This window comes from Paenibacillus sp. FSL R7-0163 (assembly GCF_037969975.1).
GTDB lineage: Bacteria > Bacillota > Bacilli > Paenibacillales > Paenibacillaceae > Paenibacillus_AQ > Paenibacillus_AQ odorifer.
Genome location: NZ_CP150224.1, coordinates 2311284 through 2331749 on the forward strand (window position 1 = coordinate 2311284; position 20466 = coordinate 2331749).

Below are 20466 nucleotides of genomic sequence, written 5' to 3' on the forward strand. Positions count from 1 at the left end.
TTATAATAATTGATTGCCTAAATAAGAGGTGAATGAAATGGCCAAAATTCATATATTGGACGAGCATATTGCCAACCAGATTGCTGCGGGTGAAGTAGTAGAGCGGCCAGCTTCTGTTGTAAAGGAGCTTGTCGAGAATGCGATTGACGCTGGCAGTACAAGAATTGAGGTATCGGTAGAAGAGGGGGGCTTGCAGAGCATCCGCGTTAAAGATAATGGCTCTGGGATTGATCCTGAAGATTGTGAGACCGCCTTTTACCGGCATGCTACAAGTAAAATTCTGAATGGCCGTGATCTATTTCAAATCACAAGCTTAGGCTTCCGCGGAGAGGCACTTCCCAGTATTGCCGCGGTATCCAAGGTATCGCTTCTAACTGCAACTGCCGATGACGGCAAAGGGCGCCTAGTAGACATTGAGGGTGGCAATCTCATACGAAATGAGGACGCTCCTTCCGGCCGGGGAAGTGATCTTGCCGTTCGTGAATTATTTTTTAATACGCCGGCAAGGCTGAAATATATGAAGAGTATTCAGACGGAGCTGGGCCATATCTCAGATGCCATGTACCGCATGGCGCTCGCTCATCCGGGGATCTCTTTTACCTTGCATCATAATGGCAATCAGCTGCTGCATACGCTCGGAAATGGTGATCTGCTGCAGGTCATCGCAGCTGTTTACGGAACCAATGCCGCCAAAGCAATGCTGCCGATTACGGCAGAAGACTTGGATTACCGGATTTCCGGATATATTAGTCGTCCAGAATGGACTCGTTCCAATCGAAATGCAATCACTACTATTGTCGGTGGACGTTATATTCGCAGTAATGGTCTGAACGCAGCAATCATGCGCGCTTATCATACCTTGCTTCCGATTAACCGTTATCCGCTATTAGTTCTTGAACTGGATATGCACCCCTCTTTGGTAGATGTCAATGTACATCCAGCAAAACTGGAGGTTCGATTTAGTAAAGAGAATGAGCTTTACACCTTTGTTGAGCAGGAGATCCGCAAAATACTGCTGGGGCAAAGTCTGATTCCACGTCCAAGCAAGGAAACAATCGGACCCAAGGGCAGCAACTCCTTTATTCAGGAGCAATTTGCTTTTTCCAAAGGGGCCGTTCCACCGTCATCTTCGACTGGTGATGTGAAGGATACAGCTCCCACGGGATCTGCCAACTTCTTAAGTGGACTACAGTCATCGAGCCTTGACCGTAATACCCGTGATTTTAGCAAGGAAGGTCAGGCGGATCATCAGGTGGCTCGCGAGGTGGCTCCAGCTTACGGGTCAGGCTATCCGTCTTCATCTTCGCAGGGGCGCCAAACTAGTGCGAATACTAGTTATTCCAATAGCTATCGCCCGCAAGAAACCTCAATGTCGCAGAAGCAGCTCCTTTCGGTTGAGAAGCTATGGGCTCCACCACAACAAGAAGAGCCTGGACTTCCGGCCTTTCCTGAGCTTAATTATATAGGTCAGCATCATGGGACGTATATTATTGCTCAGAATGATGGAGGGCTTTATTTAATCGATCAGCATGCGGCACATGAACGAATTAATTACGAATACTTCTATGAGAAATTTGGTCGGCCGGAGGATGCCTCACAGGAGCTGCTACTGCCGATTACGCTGGAGTTCACGCCTTCTGAAAGTCGCCAGCTTAGTGAACGTCTACATTGGTTTCAGCAGGCCGGGGTATACCTTGAGCACTTTGGCGGACAAACCTTTCTCGTTCGTTCCTTGCCCTATTGGTTTCCTGAAGGGGATGAGAAGGCGGTCGTTGAAGAAATGGCGGAGTGGGTCTTAAGTGAGCGTATGATTGATCTTGCGAAGCTAAGAGAAAAGTCATCGATTCTGTGTTCATGTAAAGCCTCGATTAAGGCCAACCATAAACTAACAGAACAGGAAGTGGAAGCTCTGTTATCCCGACTTGCAGAGTGCAAGCAACCGTATACTTGCCCACATGGACGGCCGATTGTGATCTCTTTTTCATCCTATGATTTAGAGAAATTGTTCAAGCGGGTTATGTAATTATACATTTTTTGAAATTTGTTGAGAGCAAGACTGGAGGCACCATGATTATAACTACGGGGTATAGCCCGATAATGGAAATAGTAGAACGCGCGCAAAGCCTTGCGGAGAGAACGGGTTGTAGTTATGCTTCACGTGAGAAACTCTCAATTACAAGGATGGTTGAACATTACGGAGATGAGGATATTCTGATTCTATCTCAGGACGCTGTTCGACTACACCGCTTAGGAATGGAGCCTATGGAGTTTCATCCAAGCATGGGCTTCGTTCGCGCTAAACGAATCCTAAAGGGTGAGATCGAGCCGATGCTTGTTGCTGCTCGAATGCTTCCCGGAGATAGCGTATTGGATTGTACAGCCGGATTAGGAGCCGACTCCTTACTGTTTGCTGTGCATGGTGGTGAGTCCTCGGAGGTTACCGCTTTGGAGAGCTCATTACCGCTGTACGCACTGCTCAGTGAAGGGATGTCTCATTACACCTCTGGGCAAGTAAAGGTCAATGAGGCTTTACGCAGAGTTAATGTCGTGCATAGTGAACATTTGGATTATTTACGGTCTCAACCAGATCGAAGTGTGGATATTGTCTACTTCGATCCTATGTTTCGCGTGCCTCTGACGGGTTCTGCCTCGATTTCCCCGCTGCGGCAATTCGCTAACCGTGCAGCCTTATCGACAGAGAGTGTAGCAGAGGCGGTTAGGGTCGCCCGTAAGACTGTTCTTTTAAAAGAAAAGGCTTTGAGTGGCGAATTTGAACGCCTAGGGTTTACTGAGCTGCTCCGAAGCAACTCCAAAACATCGTACGGGGTGATACACATTGACAACTAAAGAAAGGCATAAGGTTCTAGTGCTGTTAGGACCAACTGCCGTAGGCAAAACCCGGTTAAGTCTGGAGCTGGCAGCAGCTTATAACGCTGAGATTATTTCCGGCGATTCGATGCAGGTTTATTGTGGTATGGATATTGGTACAGCTAAGATTACAACCGCTGAAATGAAGGGAATTCCCCATCACCTGATCGATATTCATGATCCGCAGGATGCGTATTCTGCCGCTGAATTTCAAGAGCAGGGCACTAGACTTATCGAGGAGATAAGCGCTAGAGGGAAGCTTCCCTTTATCGTAGGGGGGACTGGACTGTATATTGAGTCTTTATGTTACGGCTTTCAGTTCTCGGAAGCAGTGGCTGATGAAGCCTTCCGTAAAGAGCAGGATCAATTTGCGGAAGAATATGGAGCGCTTGCACTGCATGCCAGACTCGAGGCGGTTGATCCAGTCAGCGCAGCCAAACTTCATCCTAACGACCGTCGCAGAATTATCCGTGCACTGGAAATTCAACACCAGACAAACACTACACTTTCCGCTTCTCATGCTGCTCAAAAGAAGGAATCACCCTATGACTTATGTCTCATAGGTTTGACAATGGACCGGAAAATACTATATAAACGTATTGAGGACCGAATTGATAGCATGCTGGCGGATGGTCTCGTTGCTGAGGTGAAGGGACTGCTGGATAACGGTTACAGCAGAAGCCTTGTGTCCATGCAGGGATTGGGTTACAAGGAAATTGCCGCTTACCTGGCGGGAGAACTGACGCTGGAAGAAGCTGTGATACTGCTTAAACGCGATACTCGCCGATTCGCCAAAAGACAGTTGTCATGGTTTCGCCACATGAAGGAAATCGAGTGGATCGATGTCGAAGGTGAACAAAACTTTTCTGAGAATTTCTCAAAAATACGTGGTATAATAGCAGGAAAGTTTCTCTCAGGTCTTGAATATACTTCTGAACAATCTAATTGAACCATTGGGGGTACGTCATATGAACAAGTCCATTAACATCCAAGATACATTCTTGAACCAACTACGCAAAGAAAATATCCCTGCTACGGTATATCTGACCAACGGTTTTCAAATCCGGGGAATAATTAAAGCATTCGACAATTTTACAATCGTCATTGACAGTGATGGACGCCAGCAAATGGTGTATAAACACGCAATTTCCACGTTCACACCACAGCGTAGTGTATCACTGATGCAAGACAGCAGTAGTGAAGAATAATATTTATCAAAAATGAATTGAAACCTTTCTTGTTTATAAATCGTTTGAATAGAGTGTGAGAGAGCAACCTGTGAAGGTTGTTCTTTTCATTCATGGCAGACCATTTATGTTTATTTCCGAAAGGGAGTCAGGAGGCATTATGTCTAGAGACGATACATCCAGGACGAATCACAATAGAGATAGAGGATCGTCCAGTTCCAAATCAAAACCAAAATCAAAACCAAAAAAGAAAAAGAAATTTTTGACGAAGAAGCGTGTGCTGTGGAGCTTGTTCTTCGCTACGGCATTAGCCATTTTTTGTGCATTAGGTGGATATCTGTTCATTATGCTAAATGGTCAAAAGCTTCTGCTTGAGAACCAAGATAAGCTAACAGTGAATGAAACTACTAAGGTATATGACCGCAATGCTAATTTAATCGGCGAATTATCACTGGAGAAAAGTGATCCAGTAGAGTATGAAGAAATTCCACCGTTATTGGTTAATGCTTTTGTAGCCACAGAGGATAAACGTTTCTTCGAACATTCTGGTGTGGATTTATGGTCGATTGGCCGGGCAGCAGTAAAGGATATCGCCGCACGAAGTATGGTAGAGGGCGGTAGTACCATTACTCAACAGCTCGCCAAAAACATCTTCCTGACACGGGACAAGACGTTTTTCCGTAAAGCAACTGAAGTGTCTATTGCCGTAGCCCTTGAGAATCAGAAATCTAAAGAAGAGATCATTACGATGTATCTGAACCGGATTAACTTCGGGGGTACAATTTACGGAATTAAAGCAGCATCAGTAAGATATTTTGGTAAAAGTGATTTGAGTCAGCTTAAGGTCTGGGAAATCGCGACATTGGCGGCAATGCCAAAAGGCCCGTCTCGTTACAACCCGCTGCGTAACCCAGATCTTTCGAAGGAACGGCGCGCAGTAGTGCTTCAGCTTATGTATGAGCAAGGGTACATAACGGAGCAGGAAAGAGACGAAGCAAAAGCCGTAGATTATAACTATAAGCCGCCAGAAAAGAAACAGCGTTATCAAGCATTTATTGATTTTGCAGTAGATGAGGCGGAAGAAAAATTTGGATTGTCAGAAGATGATCTGAATATCGGCGGATACAAAATTTACACTACCATGGATAAGCATGCTCAAGAAACGGTTGAAGATGCTTTTGCAGATAGTGATAATTTTGAAAAGAGTGTAGATGAAGAGCTGGTACAAGGCTCAATGACGATTGTGAATCAGGAGAATGGCAGCATTGTCGCACTCCTTGGCGGACGGAATTATGAGAAAAAAGGCTACAGTCGTGTAACTGGCAGCCGTCGTTCTCCAGGTTCTGCTTTCAAACCAATTGTCTCTTATGCTCCAGCGCTGGAATCTGGGAAATTCACCATGAATTCAACGCTAAGCAATGAGAAGCAATGTTTCGCGAACTATTGTCCAACCAACCTGCACGGATATTCTAAGAGCATCAACATGAGTGATGCCATTCAGAAATCAGAGAATATTCCTGCTGTTTGGCTGCTCAATGAAATTGGTGTGAATACCGGATTTAAATTTGCCAAGAAACTAGGCATTGGATTGGAAGACGAGGATAAGAACCTCTCGCTGGCTCTTGGAGGCATGAGCAAAGGAACCAATACGCTGGAAATGGCGCAAGCCTACAGCGCTTTTGCAAATGGCGGCGAACTAAGAGAGGCTTATTCCATTAAATCCATCTCTGACAGCAGTGGTGAGACGGTCTACAAAGCGAATACAACGCCTGAGCGTGTGATGAGTAAGGAAACGGCTTATCAAATGACTGAGATGATGCAGAAGGTCGTGGAGAGCGGTACGGGTAGAAAAGCTAGGATTGACCGTCCTGTGGCGGGTAAGACCGGTACGACGCAAAGTGGATATTCTGGAATCAGCTCGAACCGTGATGTGTGGTTTGTAGGCTACACGCCGGAATGGACAGCAGCAGTCTGGATGGGTTATGACAAGCCAAGTAAAAAGCATCTGCTTAAGAACAGCAGTCCGCTTGCCGCTGCTTTCTGGGGTAAGGTCATGGAGGAAGCGCTGAAGGATGTTCCTAAGAAATCCTTCCCGCAGATCGATAACGAGATTGCCCCTGAGCCTACAGAAACACCAGAAACAGCTCAGACCGTTACTGGACTATCAGCAGCATATGATCCTTCTACGATGACTGTAAATCTCAATTGGGAGGCAGTTCCTATTTCCGGAGTTGAGTATCGTATTTATCGTAGAGAGACATCGGAAGCTGAGTTTGGCTCACTGTTAAATACAGTGACTACCAGCGCAGGGGATTTTAGTGCACTGCCTGGTTTGGTTTACGAGTATTATGTAACTTCTTATGACCCTGCGCTGAAAGTGGAGAGCGAACCATCCAATGTGGTTAGTGTATCCGTGCAGGATGAAATGCCAACCCCTGAACCAACCATAGATCCTAATCTTCCGACCCCGACCCCAGAGGAAGGTGGCAACAACGGAGAGAATGGAAATGGTGGCAATAACGGAGGCGGCAACGAGGGTGGCGGAAATGACGGAGGTACAGGGACGATCCCTGAAATCACCCCGCCACCGCCAACACCAGTGCCGACTCCAACTCCAGAACCCACTATCGGTGGAGAAGGTTCCGGCGATGAGAGCGGGAATGTGTCCACAAACCCTGATCCAGAGGCGGGGTTTGTGAACGGAGATTCTTCCGCTCAATAAACGAGTTTGAATTTCAAATAATAAGCTTTATCCATGGCAGCCCAGCTTCGCTTTATTTAAAAAGCGAAGCTAGGCTGCCGTTTTTGTTAGGTTTAGAAGAAAATTTCTTGTATTTTGCGGGATGTTTTGAGTGTATCCTCTAAATGTGTTAAGCTGAATAGACCATACTGGAGAGGGTAATTTCTATGAAACGTAAATTCGGAGACCGGGCCAACTGGCGCCGGATTACGCGTCGCCATTTTGCCTGCCGCTATGTGGAGAGCCGGGAATTCAGCGGATATATTACGCTTTATACCATCTACGGGCTGAAAGAACCACTGTGGAAGAGCTATGGACGACATACATATCGTATTGCAGATAAAGGTTATTCCTGGCTGCAATATTTTCCGAAAGACAGTCACTATATTGTGACGGCTATGTTCGACGAAAAACAAAATATTGTTCAATGGTACATAGACACCTGTAAGGTGCAAGGCGTCACTGACCAAGGTGTGCCTTGGTTTGACGATTTGTATCTGGACGTGGTAGTACTTTGGAACGGCGAGGTGTTTTTGCTCGATGAGGATGAACTGGAGGAAGCACTGGAGAGGCAAGATATCTCAGAAAGCGATTATAAGCTAGCCTGGGAGACTGCCCATACTATTTTACGTGGCATCGATGCTCATGCTTTCCCTTATTTCTCTCTCTCTTTGAAACATCGTGCCGAATTATTTCATCATGGAGAATTCAGGAGGAAATAAAGATGGAATGGTACGTTTATGGAAGAGACTCTTCCCCGATTCGGATTGTTCCCAAAAAACGCCGGATTTGGTCTAAACGAACGTTGCTTATTGCTTTAATGCTTATTGTTGTAGTTGGATTGTTGTGGTGTGCGTACGCATTGAGGAATATCAATAAAGCCGCAACGACAGATCCTATGCTCAAAGCCGATACAGGGATCATTCTTGGCATGTCGATGTGGGGAGATGAACCTAGCCCGGGATTGAAGGAACGATTGGATTACGGGCTTAAGCTTTATCAAGAGGGGATGTTCTCGCATTTCATAGTTTCTGGAGGTTTGGATAAACCTGATCTTAAATATACCGAAGGTCAAGGCATGCGCAATTATTTAGTAGCTCATGGAGTTCCGGATAGCGCCATTTCTGTTGAAAATAAAGCTACCAGCACTTACGAGAATCTTCTGTATAGCAAAGCCATTATGACAAGTGAGGGATTGTCTTCAGCAATTATTATTACGCATACATATCATGGATGGCGTTCACACGAAATCGCGGACGAGCTCGGTTATGTGAATCCTGAACTGGGACTTACAGAATCCACTGTTCTGTCGATGACAAGGCATAAGTCGCGTGAAATTCTAGCCTATACGAAATGGAAAATCCAGCAGTTGTTCCTGTAATTGTTCCCGAATATCAGAATCTTCTAATAACGCCTCCTATTCCGGAAGAGACTTGATTAGAAAAGCCAGCCCCCAAATGGATTAAACTCTAACTGGGGGCTATTTGTTATTTGTATATCAAAAATAATGGGAGTGTAAAATGATAAAAAAATAAGCGTTTGCTTATGGCTTTTATGTATTTCGGTCATTCTATCCTCGTGTACCATCGTAGAAGATGCGAGAGATAGCAGGGAATCCAATGTCGAAACCCCATTCTTTAAAACAAGTGCATGATGTCATTCAGTTATTGCATATAATGCTCTAACGAGGTGATTACAATGGGTGAAGAAAATTTAAGAAAGATAACCATTAATGATTCCAGAATGAATATAACTTTCAAAAATCAAGACCCAACAAATATTACGAATGAAACATTGGAGAGCGCGCTGGCTCAAAATAATCATTTAGAATCTACAAAAGAAATCCTGCAAGAGCTTCATGAGCTTATCGGTCTTGAAAAGGTGAAGGATCTTATATATGAAATTCATGCGCTTATCCAAGTGGAAAAAATGAGACAAGAACTGGGGTTAAATGTAGTTAATCAGGTTTATCATATGCTGTTTAAAGGCAACCCCGGGACTGGAAAAACAACTGTAGCAAGAATCGTTGCCAAGCTGTTAAAGAATATGGGCATATTAAGTAAAGGTCAATTAATCGAAGTAGAGAGAGCGGATTTAGTGGGGGAATACATAGGGCATACAGCTCAAAAGACCAGAGACCTTGTTAAGAAGGCTATGGGTGGCGTATTATTCATTGACGAGGCTTATAGCTTGGCTAGAGGCGGAGATAAAGATTTTGGGAAAGAGGCAATCGACTGTCTTGTAAAGGTTATGGAGGACAGGAATGATGATCTCATCATTATCTTAGCGGGTTATCCAAATGAAATGGAGATGTTCATGGAGGCTAATACCGGACTTCCCTCACGATTTCCAATTCAACTTGATTTTCAGGACTACACAACAGATGAACTGATATTGATTGCACATAAAATGGCAGCTGAAAGAGACTATATAATTACTCCAGAAACAAATGGGAAACTAAAAGAGTTAATCCTTAATGAGAAAATTATTGAAGAAAATTTTAGTAATGCGCGGTATGTACGCAATATCCTCGAGCAGGCAATTCGCCATCAAGCGGTTAGATTAATAAGCAGACATGTCAAAATATCCAAGCAATCTTTGATGGAGATCTTACCGAGAGACCTTGTTCTTCCGGTCGATGATTATTCAAAAGGGGAGAGTATAATCTCATAAATAAATTGACACCGGCTAAGTTTATACGTGCTTAGTCGGTTTATCTTTTATAAAAGATTGAAGATTATCATAATGAAAATGCTGACAGCATGGGGAGCCGTTCCATTATCAGCCTATATTACCAATGAAACTTATGATAAAATGTTTTGAAGTGCTGTGAATGAACAGTTTCATCTGTATAACATCAGCAAGAAGTGAAAAACTGATTAAATGGTACACAAAGATTCTATTACCGTCATAAGGAGCATGAATAAATGGCAATAACTACGCATGATACAGAAACGGATATTCAAGATCGGGCGATATTGGTCACTCTCGTCACAGATAAAATTAAACGTACCGGTATTGACCCAGAGCTTTCTCTGCAGGAATTAGTACAGTTAGCAGAAACAGCAGGTGTTGAAGTCCTGGATGTGTTGCGTCAGAATAAGGAAACACCGGATTCAAAATGGTTTATCGGGAAAGGTAAGGTAGAAGAGCTCCGCATGGCCGCTGATGGTCTTGGAGCTAATACGGCTATTTTTGATCAGGAATTATCTGGAGCGCAGGTACGGAACCTTGAAGAGTCTTTGGATCTGAAGATTATTGATCGGACGCAACTCATTTTGGATATTTTTGCTGGGCGGGCCAAAACGAGAGAGGGTATTATTCAAGTAGAGCTGGCACAGCTGTCCTATCTTTTGCCGCGGTTATCCGGTCAAGGCAAAAACTTATCCAGATTAGGCGGGGGGATAGGAACCAGAGGTCCAGGTGAAAGTAAGCTTGAGACCGATCGCCGGCATATTCGCAATCGGATTACGGAGTTGAAACGCCAGTTGGATGAGGTAGTTAAAACCCGTGAATTGCACCGTGAACGCCGTCGTAAGGCAGGGGCAGTGCAGGTTGCTCTAGTCGGCTACACAAATGCTGGTAAATCGACGCTGCTTAAGCAGCTTACGGATGCGGATGTTTATATTGAAAATCAATTGTTTGCTACGCTTGACCCTACTTCACGTGTGCTTCAGCTAACGGGTGGCAAAGAGGTAGTGCTTACGGATACTGTAGGCTTCATTCAGAATCTTCCGCATGATCTTGTGGCATCTTTCCGCGCAACGCTGGAGGAAGTCAATGAGGCCAATCTGGTGTTGCATGTAGTGGATGCCTCATCTCCAATGCGTGAGGAGCAGATGGAGATTGTGCAAACTATTTTGCAGGACTTAGGGGCAGCCAGCAAACCGCAAATAGTGCTTTTTAATAAAATCGATCTATGTGAGCCTGAGCAACTGGAAATGCTGCCAACAGGCACAGGGTTTTTGAAGATCAGTGCGTTTAACCCTGAGGATTTAACCCGGATTATTGAAATTATCTCTGATGAGTTGGCCGGAGATACGCTGAACTTTCGCATTCCTGGAGACCGAGGCGATATTTCTTCCTTGCTTTACAGAGTAGGTGAGGTGCTGGAAACCACCTATGATGAGAACGATGTTATCTATAACGTCCGTCTTAATAAAGAGGATTATGATAAATGGGGTTACATGCTTGCTGATTTTGTGGACCAGCCGTAATCTTCTCTGTTCCCCTAAAGTGGAAATGCTTGTTGTATAGGTATAAAATAATAGCTAATGACAAAAAGCGTCAGGCAACTGTCGCTTTCTGTCATTATGATGGCAAGTAAATGTAAGGAGCGAATAAGAACTAATGGCAGTTTTTGCAGAAGATATTTTAGGAGCGGCAGAGTCCGCAGAAGTTGAAATCGAAGGTGCAGTCAAAGCTCTTGATCGAATTGTCGATAAGAATCAATGGAAGGTTATAGAAGCGTTTCAACGTCATCAGGTCAGTGATTATCATTTTGCGGGTTCAACGGGGTATGCTTACAACGACCGTGGACGCGAAGTGCTGGATCTTGTCTATGCTGACGTTTTTGGTGCGGAATCAGCTTTGGTGCGTCCGCATTTTGCTTCAGGAACACATACCATTTCAACAGCCCTCTTTGGTGTGCTGCGACCAGGAGACGAGCTTTTATACATCACAGGTCGTCCGTACGATACCTTACACAAGGTGATTGGCCAAGCAGGAGATGGGACAGGCTCACTCGCAGACTTCGGAATTACATATCGGGAGGTTGCCCTTACCGCAGAGGGTAAGATTGATTGGGAAGAGGTAACTCTCTCTATCAATGAGAAGACTAAAGTAATTGGAATTCAAAGATCGCGTGGTTATGATTGGCGTGCTTCCTTCACAGTAGCCGAAATAGGTGACATGACAGCGAGAGTGAAGTCATTGAAACCGGATGTTATTGTGTTCGTTGATAATTGCTATGGTGAGTTTACTGAAGAGCTTGAGCCTCCGCAGGTTGGAGTGGATCTAGTAGCGGGTTCATTAATTAAAAATCCTGGTGGTGGAATTGCTGAGACGGGTGGATACATCTGTGGGCGCAGAGATCTAGTAGAGCTTACAGCGTACCGTCTTACAGCTCCTGGTATCGGTGGCGAGGTAGGCGCAATGTTAGGAACTACCCGCGGGTTATACCAAGGTCTGTTCATGGCTCCGCATACAGTTGGACAAGCCCTTAAAGGCAGTATTTTTGCGGCAGCTGTATTTCAGCGCTGCGGGTTTGAGACGAAACCAGCGTGGAATGAACCTCGTACAGATTTGATTCAGGCGGTTTCCTTTGATGGACCGGATCACTTGATTGCCTTCGTGCAGGGAATTCAACGTGCTGCGGCGGTAGACAGCCATGTAGTTCCAGAACCATGGGATATGCCGGGATATGAACATCCTGTCATCATGGCGGCAGGTACGTTTATACAAGGTGGTAGCTTAGAGTTATCGGCAGATGCGCCTATCCGTGCGCCTTATATTGGCTATATGCAAGGGGGATTAACCTACTCCCATGTCAAATATGGCGTTTTGATGGCACTCCAAAGTATGCGTGATCGAAAATTACTGTCAGAAAATCTTACACACCATTGACACGCTGTATTAGGAAATGTACAATGAGATCAGAAAAAGATCATTGGAAGGTTGGATGAGTCATGGGTGATGAAATCCGCAGAAATATGGCATTATTTCCTATTGGAATTGTAATGAAGTTAACTGATTTATCTGCAAGACAAATTCGTTATTATGAACAGCATAGTCTAATCGTACCTGCACGTACCTCTGGGAATCAACGTTTGTTCTCTTTTAATGATGTTGAGCGCCTATTAGAAATTAAGGCCTTGATTGAAAAGGGTGTTAACATTGCTGGCATCAAGCAAGTAATGAACCCAGTCTCGAAGGAATCCGAAGAAGCTACTGTGATTACCCCTGACACAGAGGTTAGACGTAGAGAGCTATCAGATTCGCAGCTTCACCGTTTGCTGAAGCAAGAACTAGTTTCCGGTAAAAGACCGGGACAGGTATCGCTTATTCAAGGTGAGTTATCCCGGTTTTTTAATAAATAATAATATACAGAGTTTTGAAAGGGAGAGGATCACGTGAGCTTTTCTAAAGAGGATATTTTACGCATTGCCAAGGAAGAGAATGTTCGTTTCATTCGTCTGCAATTTACAGATCTGTTAGGTACTATCAAGAATGTAGAGATTCCGGTTAGCCAATTGGAAAAAGCACTCGACAACAAAATGATGTTTGATGGTTCCTCCATCGAAGGTTATGTACGGATTGAAGAATCCGATATGTATCTCTTCCCAGACCTTGATACTTGGGTAATCTTCCCTTGGGTGACTGATAGCCGTGTTGCACGTCTGATTTGTGACGTGTATATGCCGGATGGTACTCCATTTGCTGGAGACCCACGTGGTATCCTGAAGCGTTGTCTGAAGGAAGCCGAAGAAATGGGCTTTACAGCGATGAATGTTGGACCTGAACCTGAATTCTTCTTGTTCAAAACAGACGAAAGAGGTAACCCAACTACAGAATTGAATGACCAAGGTGGTTATTTCGACTTAGCTCCTACAGACTTAGGGGAAAACTGTCGTCGTGAAATCGTGTTGACCCTTGAAGAAATGGGCTTTGAAATCGAAGCTTCCCACCATGAAGTGGCTTCCGGCCAGCATGAAATTGATTTCAAATATGCTGACGCGATCACTTCTGCTGACCAAATTCAAACCTTTAAGCTCGTTGTGAAGACGGTTGCCCGTCAACATGGCTTGCATGCAACTTTTATGCCTAAACCATTGTTTGGTATTAACGGATCTGGTATGCACGCTCACCAATCCTTGTTTAATGGCAAAGAAAACATGTTCTACGATGAAAGTGACAAGCTAGGTCTGAGTAAAACTGCACGTTATTATATGGCTGGTATTTTGAAGCACGCTCGTGCTTTTGCAGCGATTACTAACCCAACAGTGAACTCTTACAAACGCCTTGTTCCTGGTTATGAAGCACCTTGTTACGTAGCTTGGTCTGCAAGTAACCGTAGCCCGATGATTCGTATCCCGGCTTCGAGAGGGCTTAGCACACGTGTTGAAGTTCGTAACCCGGACCCGGCAGCTAACCCATACCTCGCACTTGCTGTTATGTTGAAAGCAGGGCTAGACGGAATTAAGCGTAAGCTTGATCTTCCAGCTCCAATTGACCGTAACATCTATGTGATGTCTGAGGAAGAGCGTATTGAAGAAGGCATCCCGAGCTTGCCATCCGATTTGAAAGAAGCGCTAAGCGAAATGATCCGCAGCCATGTAATTACCGAAGCTCTCGGCGAACATGCGCTGGCTCACTTCTACGAGCTGAAAGAAATCGAATGGGATATCTATCGTACTCAGGTTCACGAGTGGGAAAGAAACCAATACATGACTTTGTACTAGAACCTTTAAACCCTTGACACCTTTGGTGTTGAGGGTTTTTTTGTTTGGGCAAAATAGTGGTTTTGTAACCATCAATGATATGTCTACGAAAAATGCCCGCGAAATGCCCACAAATAGCTGAGGTTAAGGTTATTCGAGGATGTTTTACAGGTGAATATCAAAATTGGCATATTGTTGATTAACAATTTTAACGTGTAAGAAGTTGTTCATTTATCATAAATAATGGGATATGATTTGATATAGAAGAATTAAATGCAGAGACGGAGGAGTGAATTTGGATATAGTTTGGTCAAACTTAATATTAACTTTGATAATTTTCGGGATATTAGTGGTTTTGATTTTTAAAGGTATAAGTTTATTAGTAAGAAGTTATAAATCAAAAAAATAACTCTTCAGACGAGTCTGCATAGTCATGACAGATATTGGTTATATTCCCGCATCGCTCTGACTTTAAAAGGATTTATCAAAGAGTGTTGACACAAATCTGAGTTACAGATCATTAAGGATGGCGATTTACAGAACCACCCCGCGGTTGGCTGTGAGTCGCTATTTTATTATTTTTGTATATTCTAAAAGTGTTAAAGTAAAAGTGATTGTAAATTTTTTTCACTTTAATTGATTTATCGTCTACCTTGCTCTTGCTCAGTCCAATTAACCTTATAAAACCGAGAAGAACTAAGATCTCATGGGTCACTTTATGGAATCTGGTGGCATTAATTAAGATAGTAGGTGCCCGAATCGTCCGGGAACAATTTGAATTTCGAGCACAACTCCATAGCTGTCAATAAGAGTGAGTCGATTGAATGAAATTTTTCAATCCGTAGCAATAAAAATGAAGAAAAGATTTTGAAGAATAAGAGGACACGTTAGTCATGTGGGTAATAACTATTATAGTAATAAGGAGGTGCGTAATGAAAAAAATATTATTAACTACAGCTACTAGTATTCTTCTGTCTGCCTCAATTCTCGGTGCATGTAGTAACAATAAAACAACAAACGAGGCAGAGCCTACAGCGTCAAGTGCAGCGCCTACGCCAGTTGTCGAAGCTACAACCACTCCCGAACCTTCTGCTACTCCTTCTATGGAGGCGCAGGAGTCCGCCAGTCCGGAGGCCACTGATCCTCTAGCATCCGATCGACCAAAGACCAAAGCATTTGGTGAACAGGAGGGAGGGGTCTCAGGGCAAGAAGGTACACTTGGGCAAGGTGATGGATATTCCCTGTATGTTTTTCAGGGTTTCACACTAGACTCACAGTCTGGTCGTTTATCATTAACTGAGGATCCAACCTATTATGCCGAAATTGAACACTTGCCTGCCGGTTACGATCTCACAGCTTTGAAGCAACAGGGACAAACCGAGCTTTCTGCAATTGGTAAAGCAAACGACCATAGCGGGGAACTAATTGAACATCCTCTAGGTTTTGCAGAATTATATCTGCAGGCTACCAGTGATAAGGGGATAGAAGATTATATGGTCTGGAAAAATCAGGCGGGGGAAGCTTTTCTTTTTCGGATACACAATCCTAAGGGTGATTCGTCGAATAACTTTGCACCTTGGGTGATGGTTTCACTGGCAACACTTGAACTTGAAAGGAATTAAGTGTAAACAGAACCGAAGGGGTTGTATGGAGTAGAAGAAGTGTGCCATAACCATAATCAAAAAATGGTTGTTGGCACACTTCCTCTTCTTCTTCTTTTTGGTACCTTACTTCATTTGAACGCCAATTTCCGTTTGCTGAGGTTGCAAATTTCGCGTATGAGCCCGCTATAAGACCCAGCAGACCTTATATGAAGCTTTATCCCACATTTTGGATACTAAAGGACCCCATAGTCGCTATTGGCATTAAAAACACTCAATATGAGCCTCATTCTTAGGAATAACGTCACTGGAGTCCGAAACCATGCTCCAAAGGCTGAAAATAAGCAAATAGCGTCATCTGGGTCCGAAAGTCATGGCGCGTAGCAGAGGAATTTAATGTTAAAATATCTTATATATAGATAACTAATTCTTACCTGCGAAGGAGTAAGTTCATGCAAATTTTTATTTACATAGGCTTGGGATTTTTTATAATTTCAGGTATATGTGTTGGAGCCTTCACGACAGGTACACAACAAAGAGGTAACTTTTATTCGGAATCTAAGCAAGACCGTAAAGCTAAAAACAAAGTAGCGAATGGGTCCGCTTTAGGTGGTCTTATTTCATTAGCTATAGCTGGGATTCTTTATTTGTTGTAATTGAACGCAAAATATAAGGAGGAGGAGTGTGCAGATGGTAAAGATTTTTAATGAAAATACGGTCTCATTTACTCAAAAACAGTCCCCGATCCCAGAGTTTGCTTGGCATACGAGTGAAAGATTAGCTGAAATGGTGGGCTCCAAGCATTTAGTTTTTGATATCAGATCTTTAGATCCTGATAAATATTCTTATCCTTATCATTTTCATAGAAATGCTGAAGAAATATTTGTGATTTTAGCGGGAAAAGCGATGTTAAGAACACCGGAGGGTTTTACGGAGGTTACTGAAGGGGATGTAATATTTTTTGAAATGGGACCGGAAGGGGCGCACCAGCTTTATAATCATACGGATGCACCATGCAGGTATCTGGATCTCCGAACGAATCAGGGAATAGATGTTTGCGAATATCCAGACTCTGGAAAAATCAACATTTTGCCTTATCAAGAAATCTATCAAGCGGATGAACAGGCGGATTATTATAAGGGTGAAGAGCATGTAAGGGAAAAATGGAATGGGGGAGCGTAATTGATTAAAGATCGTTGGTTTACAGTAACGGAAATTGATCCGACCACCTATGCAATCAGTGAATATGGACATTGGGAAAAGGTGCATTCTTTTTTACTCTTGGGGCAAAAACAAGCCGCGTTAATTGATACGGGATTAGGTATTGATAATATAAAAAGAATAACGGATCAGTTAACGGATTTACCTATCGCTGTCATAACTACACATGTGCATGCAGATCATATTGGCAGTCACGGACAATTCGAGACAATCTATGTTCATAAAGAGGATGAGGATTGGCTGATTAACGGAATAAAAGGCTTGTCCCTTGCCCAGATTCGAAAGGATATGAGTCGAGACATCACTCTTCCTGTTCCTGAAACCTTTGATCCTAACAGCTACATACCTTTTCAAGGGAAACCAACGGCTCTTTTACAAGAGGGGGATGTGCTCGACATAGGTGGGCGCGAAATAGAAATTTACCACACACCAGGTCATTCGCCAGGTCATATCAGCCTATTTGATCATGCCAACGGATATCTGTTTACAGGTGATTTATTATATGACGTTACGCCAATCTATGCTTTTTACCCTTCGACTAGTCCGGTTGATTTAGTGGCATCCTTAGAGAAGATTACAGAAATTCCAGGGGTTACCCAAGTATATGGCTCTCATAATACGCTGGGTTTAGATCCATCTATTTTACAAGAGGTCAAAAAGGCAGTTCGTGAGTTACGTGAGCAAAAAGTAGTGGCACATGGTACGGGTATTCACCAGTTTGATGGGTTTAGTGTGCAATTTTAGGTTCTTTCTATTTCGAAATCAAATGAGAGGTATGGCGATAACAACTTAATTATTCAGATACGATTGACCTGAAGAGTGCATGCAATTGTTGTACTTGGGAGTAAGCTTCCTTGTACTGGTTGTCGGATTGTCGAATAGGCAATAAACCCGGCAAGAAGGAAATACAATACACAGGCGTTTCTTTGCTGTTCATATATATTTTAAGCGTGAGTTCTTCTATCACATTAGCTTCTTCATCAGGTTCCTTAAGGACGTTAATATCTGCACTAGTTGCAGTTGTTTTGCTGTTTTGTTGTCTTTTGGAGACTTTTGAAAGGGTAAGTGCGTTAACCACAATCTCGGATCCCATTACATTATCGAAAGAGTATAGCTTTGCTACTGCTTTTTTGTTGCTCTTCGGATTTCTGGTGCCTATTGCTAATTTTTTATTAGGTTCGTTAAGTGCGATCAAGTGAGATTGATTGGGGGGAATGAATGTTTTGGTGAAAATGATGTTAAAGGATGCAGCCGCATTAACTAGCATAGAAATATCAGATGAAGTGGATAGCGTTTTCAATTTTATAATGGCGGCACTTAGAATTAAAACAACTCCTAAAATAGCAAATAAGTACACTAAGATAATCAGCATATAATCACCTCCCAGTTATCTCATTAGACTCAAATTGTTGCTTATTGAAAGATATGCCTGAATGATCCCCACTAGTATCTTTTAAAAGGGAAATTCGTGGAATTATAGGATCGGCTTCGGAATTAGCCCAAAAAAAGCACCCGGAGAAACCTGCCGATTCTGCAAATGGCGCAAAATTGGGGGTTGCTGCAAGGGTGCTTTTTAAGGTAAGTATGTAACCTATAGAAAATTGAAGGCAGTGATATGATCGGTATAAACAATCAGCTGTTTGTATTCGATCGGAGTCCCATAACTAGCATAAGGTCTTAAAGTAACGTCATTGAGGACAACAAAGTTATAGCTGAAATTTTTATCAGGGTGTTCTGCTCCCAAATAAGATATGTATTCGTCTACTATTACATCATCCATCAAAGATTTTAAATCAAATACATCCTCTTTGTTGGAGACGGCTGGAGAGACGATTCCCTGAATGCTGCCAAAAGAGGTGAGCAAATTCACTTTTTTTCCACTAGCTTGTTCATCATTTAAAAGTAAACCGGACAGCTTACCCAGTGCATCGACTTTAAAATCGACGAGGGTTCTAATTTTTGAGTTATTCAAAACTAAACACATCCTTTTCAATTTGCAATCCTGTTAACAATATTCGACATATAATCACCAAACTCCTAGTATGCTAATGAAAAAATACTTACTTATGTAATGACCCCCATTCTGTATATGGTGATTTGGGGGTTGTGACGTCCTCAGCGAATTCAATTCCTTATCGTTACTCGTGTTCCTATAGGGACGATAGCTGCGAGTGTTAACACATCCTCGTTGTACATCCGGATACAGCCGTGGGATACCTCTTTCCCAATGGAGGAAGGATCATTCGTTCCATGAATCCCGTAGTGTGGTTTAGACAGTCCCATCCAAAAGGCACCAAAGGGACCGCCTGGATTGGGTTGTTTGTTAATAATCGTGAATTCTCCCACTGGGGATTGGGTTAACATCTTACCAATGCCGACAGGGAAACCTCTAATCACAATATCATTGTCCAGAAGATATAACATTCGTTGGGTCAGATCTACAATAATTCGGTAATTTGGCATTATGCACAACACTCCTTTCTAATTAGGATATGAGCAGAACGCCTAAACGGTTATTCATAGAAAATGCCCATTTTAGCGAACGAGAACAAATGTTCGTTAGTGGTTGAGAAAGCAAAATACACAGAAAAAAGGCTGTTCCGCATTTGCGGAACAGCCTTTTATGGTAGGAGTGCATACTTAGTGGATATCTCGAAACAATCCGATGACTCTTCCGAGAATAGTTACGCGATTAAGGCGAAGAGGCTCATAAGCTGGATTCTCCGGCTGAAGCCGTATATGATCACGTTCCTTGTAAAAGGTCTTAACGGTTGCTTCATCTTCTTCAGTCATGGCTACAACGATATCTCCGTTGTCCGCTGTTTGTTGTTGGCGAACAATTACATAATCACCATTCATAATGCCAGCATCCACCATACTATCACCCATAACTGACAGCATAAATACTTTGTTGTCACCTACATAGTGAGTAGGAAGTGGGAAGTAGTCCTCGATATTCTCTGTAGCAGTGATAGGTACCCCGGCGGTAACTTTACCTACGACAGGAATCCGTGAGATGGTCTGGGCGAATTGGTGAACATTCTCTGAATCCTCTTGGCCTAGTAATTCTATTGCACGTGGCTTCGTTGGATCTCGACGAATAAGTCCCTTCTTCTCAAGCCGGTCCAAATGACCGTGAACTGTGGAGCTGGAAGCAAGGCCAACAGCTTCTCCAATTTCCCGGACGGAAGGTGGATAACCCTTGCTGCGGACTTCGCTTCGTATAAATTCCAGGATCGCCAGCTGGCGACTTGAAATCTTTGACATTGGAATCAACCCCATATAGTAATGTTTGGGAAAATTATAACATAGAACTACCGTTCGCACAAACATAAGTTCTAACTATTATAAATATTAATCTGCTAGAGTTAAAAAATGGTAGACAAATGATAATAAAATGTACCACTTGA

General features: G+C 43.2%; 20 protein-coding genes. 16 read left to right on the forward strand and 4 right to left on the reverse strand.

What is annotated here, in order from left to right; genetic code table 11:
• Positions 1-37 precede the first annotated feature (37 nt).
• From mutL to NST45_RS10280, 16 genes are all read left to right on the forward strand, one after another.
• Positions 38-2023: a DNA mismatch repair endonuclease MutL gene (mutL, locus tag NST45_RS10205; RefSeq protein WP_038571591.1), complete on the forward strand. Its 1986-nt coding sequence runs from the start codon at positions 38-40 to the stop codon at positions 2021-2023.
• A 44-nt stretch (positions 2024-2067) separates the two neighbouring features.
• Positions 2068-2847: a class I SAM-dependent methyltransferase gene (locus NST45_RS10210; protein ID WP_036687743.1), complete on the forward strand. Its 780-nt coding sequence runs from the start codon at positions 2068-2070 to the stop codon at positions 2845-2847.
• Positions 2837-3817 (forward strand): tRNA (adenosine(37)-N6)-dimethylallyltransferase MiaA, encoded by a 981-nt coding sequence (gene miaA / locus NST45_RS10215; RefSeq protein WP_076144735.1) that lies wholly within the window; start codon positions 2837-2839, stop codon positions 3815-3817. Before NST45_RS10210 ends, miaA begins: the two co-directional genes overlap by 11 nt.
• A gap of 19 nt (positions 3818-3836) precedes the next feature.
• Positions 3837-4076 carry an RNA chaperone Hfq gene (gene hfq, locus NST45_RS10220; protein WP_036687741.1) on the forward strand — a complete coding sequence of 80 codons (240 nt, stop codon included), beginning with the start codon at positions 3837-3839 and terminating at the stop codon, positions 4074-4076.
• 139 nt (positions 4077-4215) lie between these two features.
• Positions 4216-6777 (forward strand): PBP1A family penicillin-binding protein, encoded by a 2562-nt coding sequence (locus NST45_RS10225; RefSeq protein WP_036687740.1) that lies wholly within the window; start codon positions 4216-4218, stop codon positions 6775-6777.
• A 185-nt stretch (positions 6778-6962) separates the two neighbouring features.
• The gene (locus NST45_RS10230) at positions 6963-7517 is read left to right on the forward strand and encodes a DUF402 domain-containing protein (RefSeq protein WP_036687739.1); all 555 of its coding nucleotides are present in this window, start codon (positions 6963-6965) and stop codon (positions 7515-7517) included.
• Positions 7518-7519: 2 nt separating this feature from the next.
• Positions 7520-8176, forward strand: a complete 657-nt coding sequence (locus NST45_RS10235) for a YdcF family protein (RefSeq protein WP_036687738.1) — start codon at positions 7520-7522, stop codon at positions 8174-8176.
• A 317-nt stretch (positions 8177-8493) separates the two neighbouring features.
• Complete coding sequence (locus tag NST45_RS10240) at positions 8494-9468, forward strand: AAA family ATPase (RefSeq protein WP_076098759.1); 975 nt, start codon at positions 8494-8496, stop codon at positions 9466-9468.
• Between the two features lie 254 nt (positions 9469-9722).
• A complete protein-coding gene (gene hflX, locus NST45_RS10245) occupies positions 9723-11012 on the forward strand; it encodes a GTPase HflX (protein ID WP_036687733.1) in 1290 nt (429 codons plus the stop codon).
• A gap of 133 nt (positions 11013-11145) precedes the next feature.
• Positions 11146-12420 carry a methionine gamma-lyase family protein gene (locus NST45_RS10250; RefSeq protein ID WP_036687732.1) on the forward strand — a complete coding sequence of 425 codons (1275 nt, stop codon included), beginning with the start codon at positions 11146-11148 and terminating at the stop codon, positions 12418-12420.
• A 62-nt stretch (positions 12421-12482) separates the two neighbouring features.
• A complete protein-coding gene (locus tag NST45_RS10255; protein ID WP_019910684.1) occupies positions 12483-12893 on the forward strand; it encodes a MerR family transcriptional regulator in 411 nt (136 codons plus the stop codon).
• 33 nt (positions 12894-12926) lie between these two features.
• Positions 12927-14255 carry a type I glutamate--ammonia ligase gene (glnA, locus tag NST45_RS10260; protein ID WP_036687730.1) on the forward strand — a complete coding sequence of 443 codons (1329 nt, stop codon included), beginning with the start codon at positions 12927-12929 and terminating at the stop codon, positions 14253-14255.
• A 911-nt stretch (positions 14256-15166) separates the two neighbouring features.
• The gene (locus NST45_RS10265; protein ID WP_052097089.1) at positions 15167-15856 is read left to right on the forward strand and encodes a hypothetical protein; all 690 of its coding nucleotides are present in this window, start codon (positions 15167-15169) and stop codon (positions 15854-15856) included.
• Between the two features lie 431 nt (positions 15857-16287).
• Entirely contained in the window at positions 16288-16491 is a 204-nt protein-coding gene (locus tag NST45_RS10270) for a DUF5316 domain-containing protein (RefSeq protein WP_036687728.1), read from the forward strand.
• Positions 16492-16525: 34 nt separating this feature from the next.
• Positions 16526-17017 (forward strand): cupin domain-containing protein, encoded by a 492-nt coding sequence (locus NST45_RS10275; protein ID WP_051491529.1) that lies wholly within the window; start codon positions 16526-16528, stop codon positions 17015-17017.
• On the forward strand, positions 17018-17800 hold the full coding sequence (locus NST45_RS10280) for an MBL fold metallo-hydrolase (protein WP_036687727.1): 783 nt from the start codon (positions 17018-17020) through the stop codon (positions 17798-17800).
• Between the two features lie 49 nt (positions 17801-17849).
• On the opposite strand, the gene NST45_RS10285 is transcribed toward NST45_RS10280, so the two are convergent.
• From NST45_RS10285 to lexA, 4 genes are all read right to left on the reverse strand, one after another.
• The gene (locus tag NST45_RS10285; RefSeq protein ID WP_036687725.1) at positions 17850-18428 is read right to left on the reverse strand and encodes a hypothetical protein; all 579 of its coding nucleotides are present in this window, start codon (positions 18426-18428) and stop codon (positions 17850-17852) included.
• A gap of 219 nt (positions 18429-18647) precedes the next feature.
• Positions 18648-19028 carry a hypothetical protein gene (locus tag NST45_RS10290; RefSeq protein ID WP_036687723.1) on the reverse strand — a complete coding sequence of 127 codons (381 nt, stop codon included), beginning with the start codon at positions 19026-19028 and terminating at the stop codon, positions 18648-18650.
• A gap of 152 nt (positions 19029-19180) precedes the next feature.
• Complete coding sequence (locus tag NST45_RS10295; protein ID WP_036687722.1) at positions 19181-19519, reverse strand: L,D-transpeptidase; 339 nt, start codon at positions 19517-19519, stop codon at positions 19181-19183.
• 177 nt (positions 19520-19696) lie between these two features.
• Complete coding sequence (gene lexA / locus NST45_RS10300) at positions 19697-20323, reverse strand: transcriptional repressor LexA (protein WP_036687720.1); 627 nt, start codon at positions 20321-20323, stop codon at positions 19697-19699.
• Positions 20324-20466: the final 143 nt, after the last annotated feature.

Bases quoted from the DNA above. Each gene is read 5' to 3' on its own strand.
- NST45_RS10295 (WP_036687722.1), bottom strand. From the start codon at position 19,519: ATGCCAAATTACCGAATTATTGTAGATCTGACCCAACGAATGTTATAT.
- NST45_RS10230 (WP_036687739.1), top strand. From the start codon at position 6,963: ATGAAACGTAAATTCGGAGACCGGGCCAACTGGCGCCGGATTACGCGT.
- NST45_RS10275 (WP_051491529.1), top strand. From the start codon at position 16,526: ATGGTAAAGATTTTTAATGAAAATACGGTCTCATTTACTCAAAAACAG.
- NST45_RS10285 (WP_036687725.1), bottom strand. From the start codon at position 18,428: ATGCTGATTATCTTAGTGTACTTATTTGCTATTTTAGGAGTTGTTTTA.
- NST45_RS10210 (WP_036687743.1), top strand. From the start codon at position 2,068: ATGATTATAACTACGGGGTATAGCCCGATAATGGAAATAGTAGAACGC.
- NST45_RS10250 (WP_036687732.1), top strand. From the start codon at position 11,146: ATGGCAGTTTTTGCAGAAGATATTTTAGGAGCGGCAGAGTCCGCAGAA.
- lexA (WP_036687720.1), bottom strand. From the start codon at position 20,323: ATGTCAAAGATTTCAAGTCGCCAGCTGGCGATCCTGGAATTTATACGA.
- NST45_RS10255 (WP_019910684.1), top strand. From the start codon at position 12,483: ATGGGTGATGAAATCCGCAGAAATATGGCATTATTTCCTATTGGAATT.
- hfq (WP_036687741.1), top strand. From the start codon at position 3,837: ATGAACAAGTCCATTAACATCCAAGATACATTCTTGAACCAACTACGC.
- hflX (WP_036687733.1), top strand. From the start codon at position 9,723: ATGGCAATAACTACGCATGATACAGAAACGGATATTCAAGATCGGGCG.
- NST45_RS10225 (WP_036687740.1), top strand. From the start codon at position 4,216: ATGTCTAGAGACGATACATCCAGGACGAATCACAATAGAGATAGAGGA.
- NST45_RS10270 (WP_036687728.1), top strand. From the start codon at position 16,288: ATGCAAATTTTTATTTACATAGGCTTGGGATTTTTTATAATTTCAGGT.
- NST45_RS10265 (WP_052097089.1), top strand. From the start codon at position 15,167: ATGAAAAAAATATTATTAACTACAGCTACTAGTATTCTTCTGTCTGCC.
- NST45_RS10235 (WP_036687738.1), top strand. From the start codon at position 7,520: ATGGAATGGTACGTTTATGGAAGAGACTCTTCCCCGATTCGGATTGTT.
- NST45_RS10240 (WP_076098759.1), top strand. From the start codon at position 8,494: ATGGGTGAAGAAAATTTAAGAAAGATAACCATTAATGATTCCAGAATG.
- mutL (WP_038571591.1), top strand. From the start codon at position 38: ATGGCCAAAATTCATATATTGGACGAGCATATTGCCAACCAGATTGCT.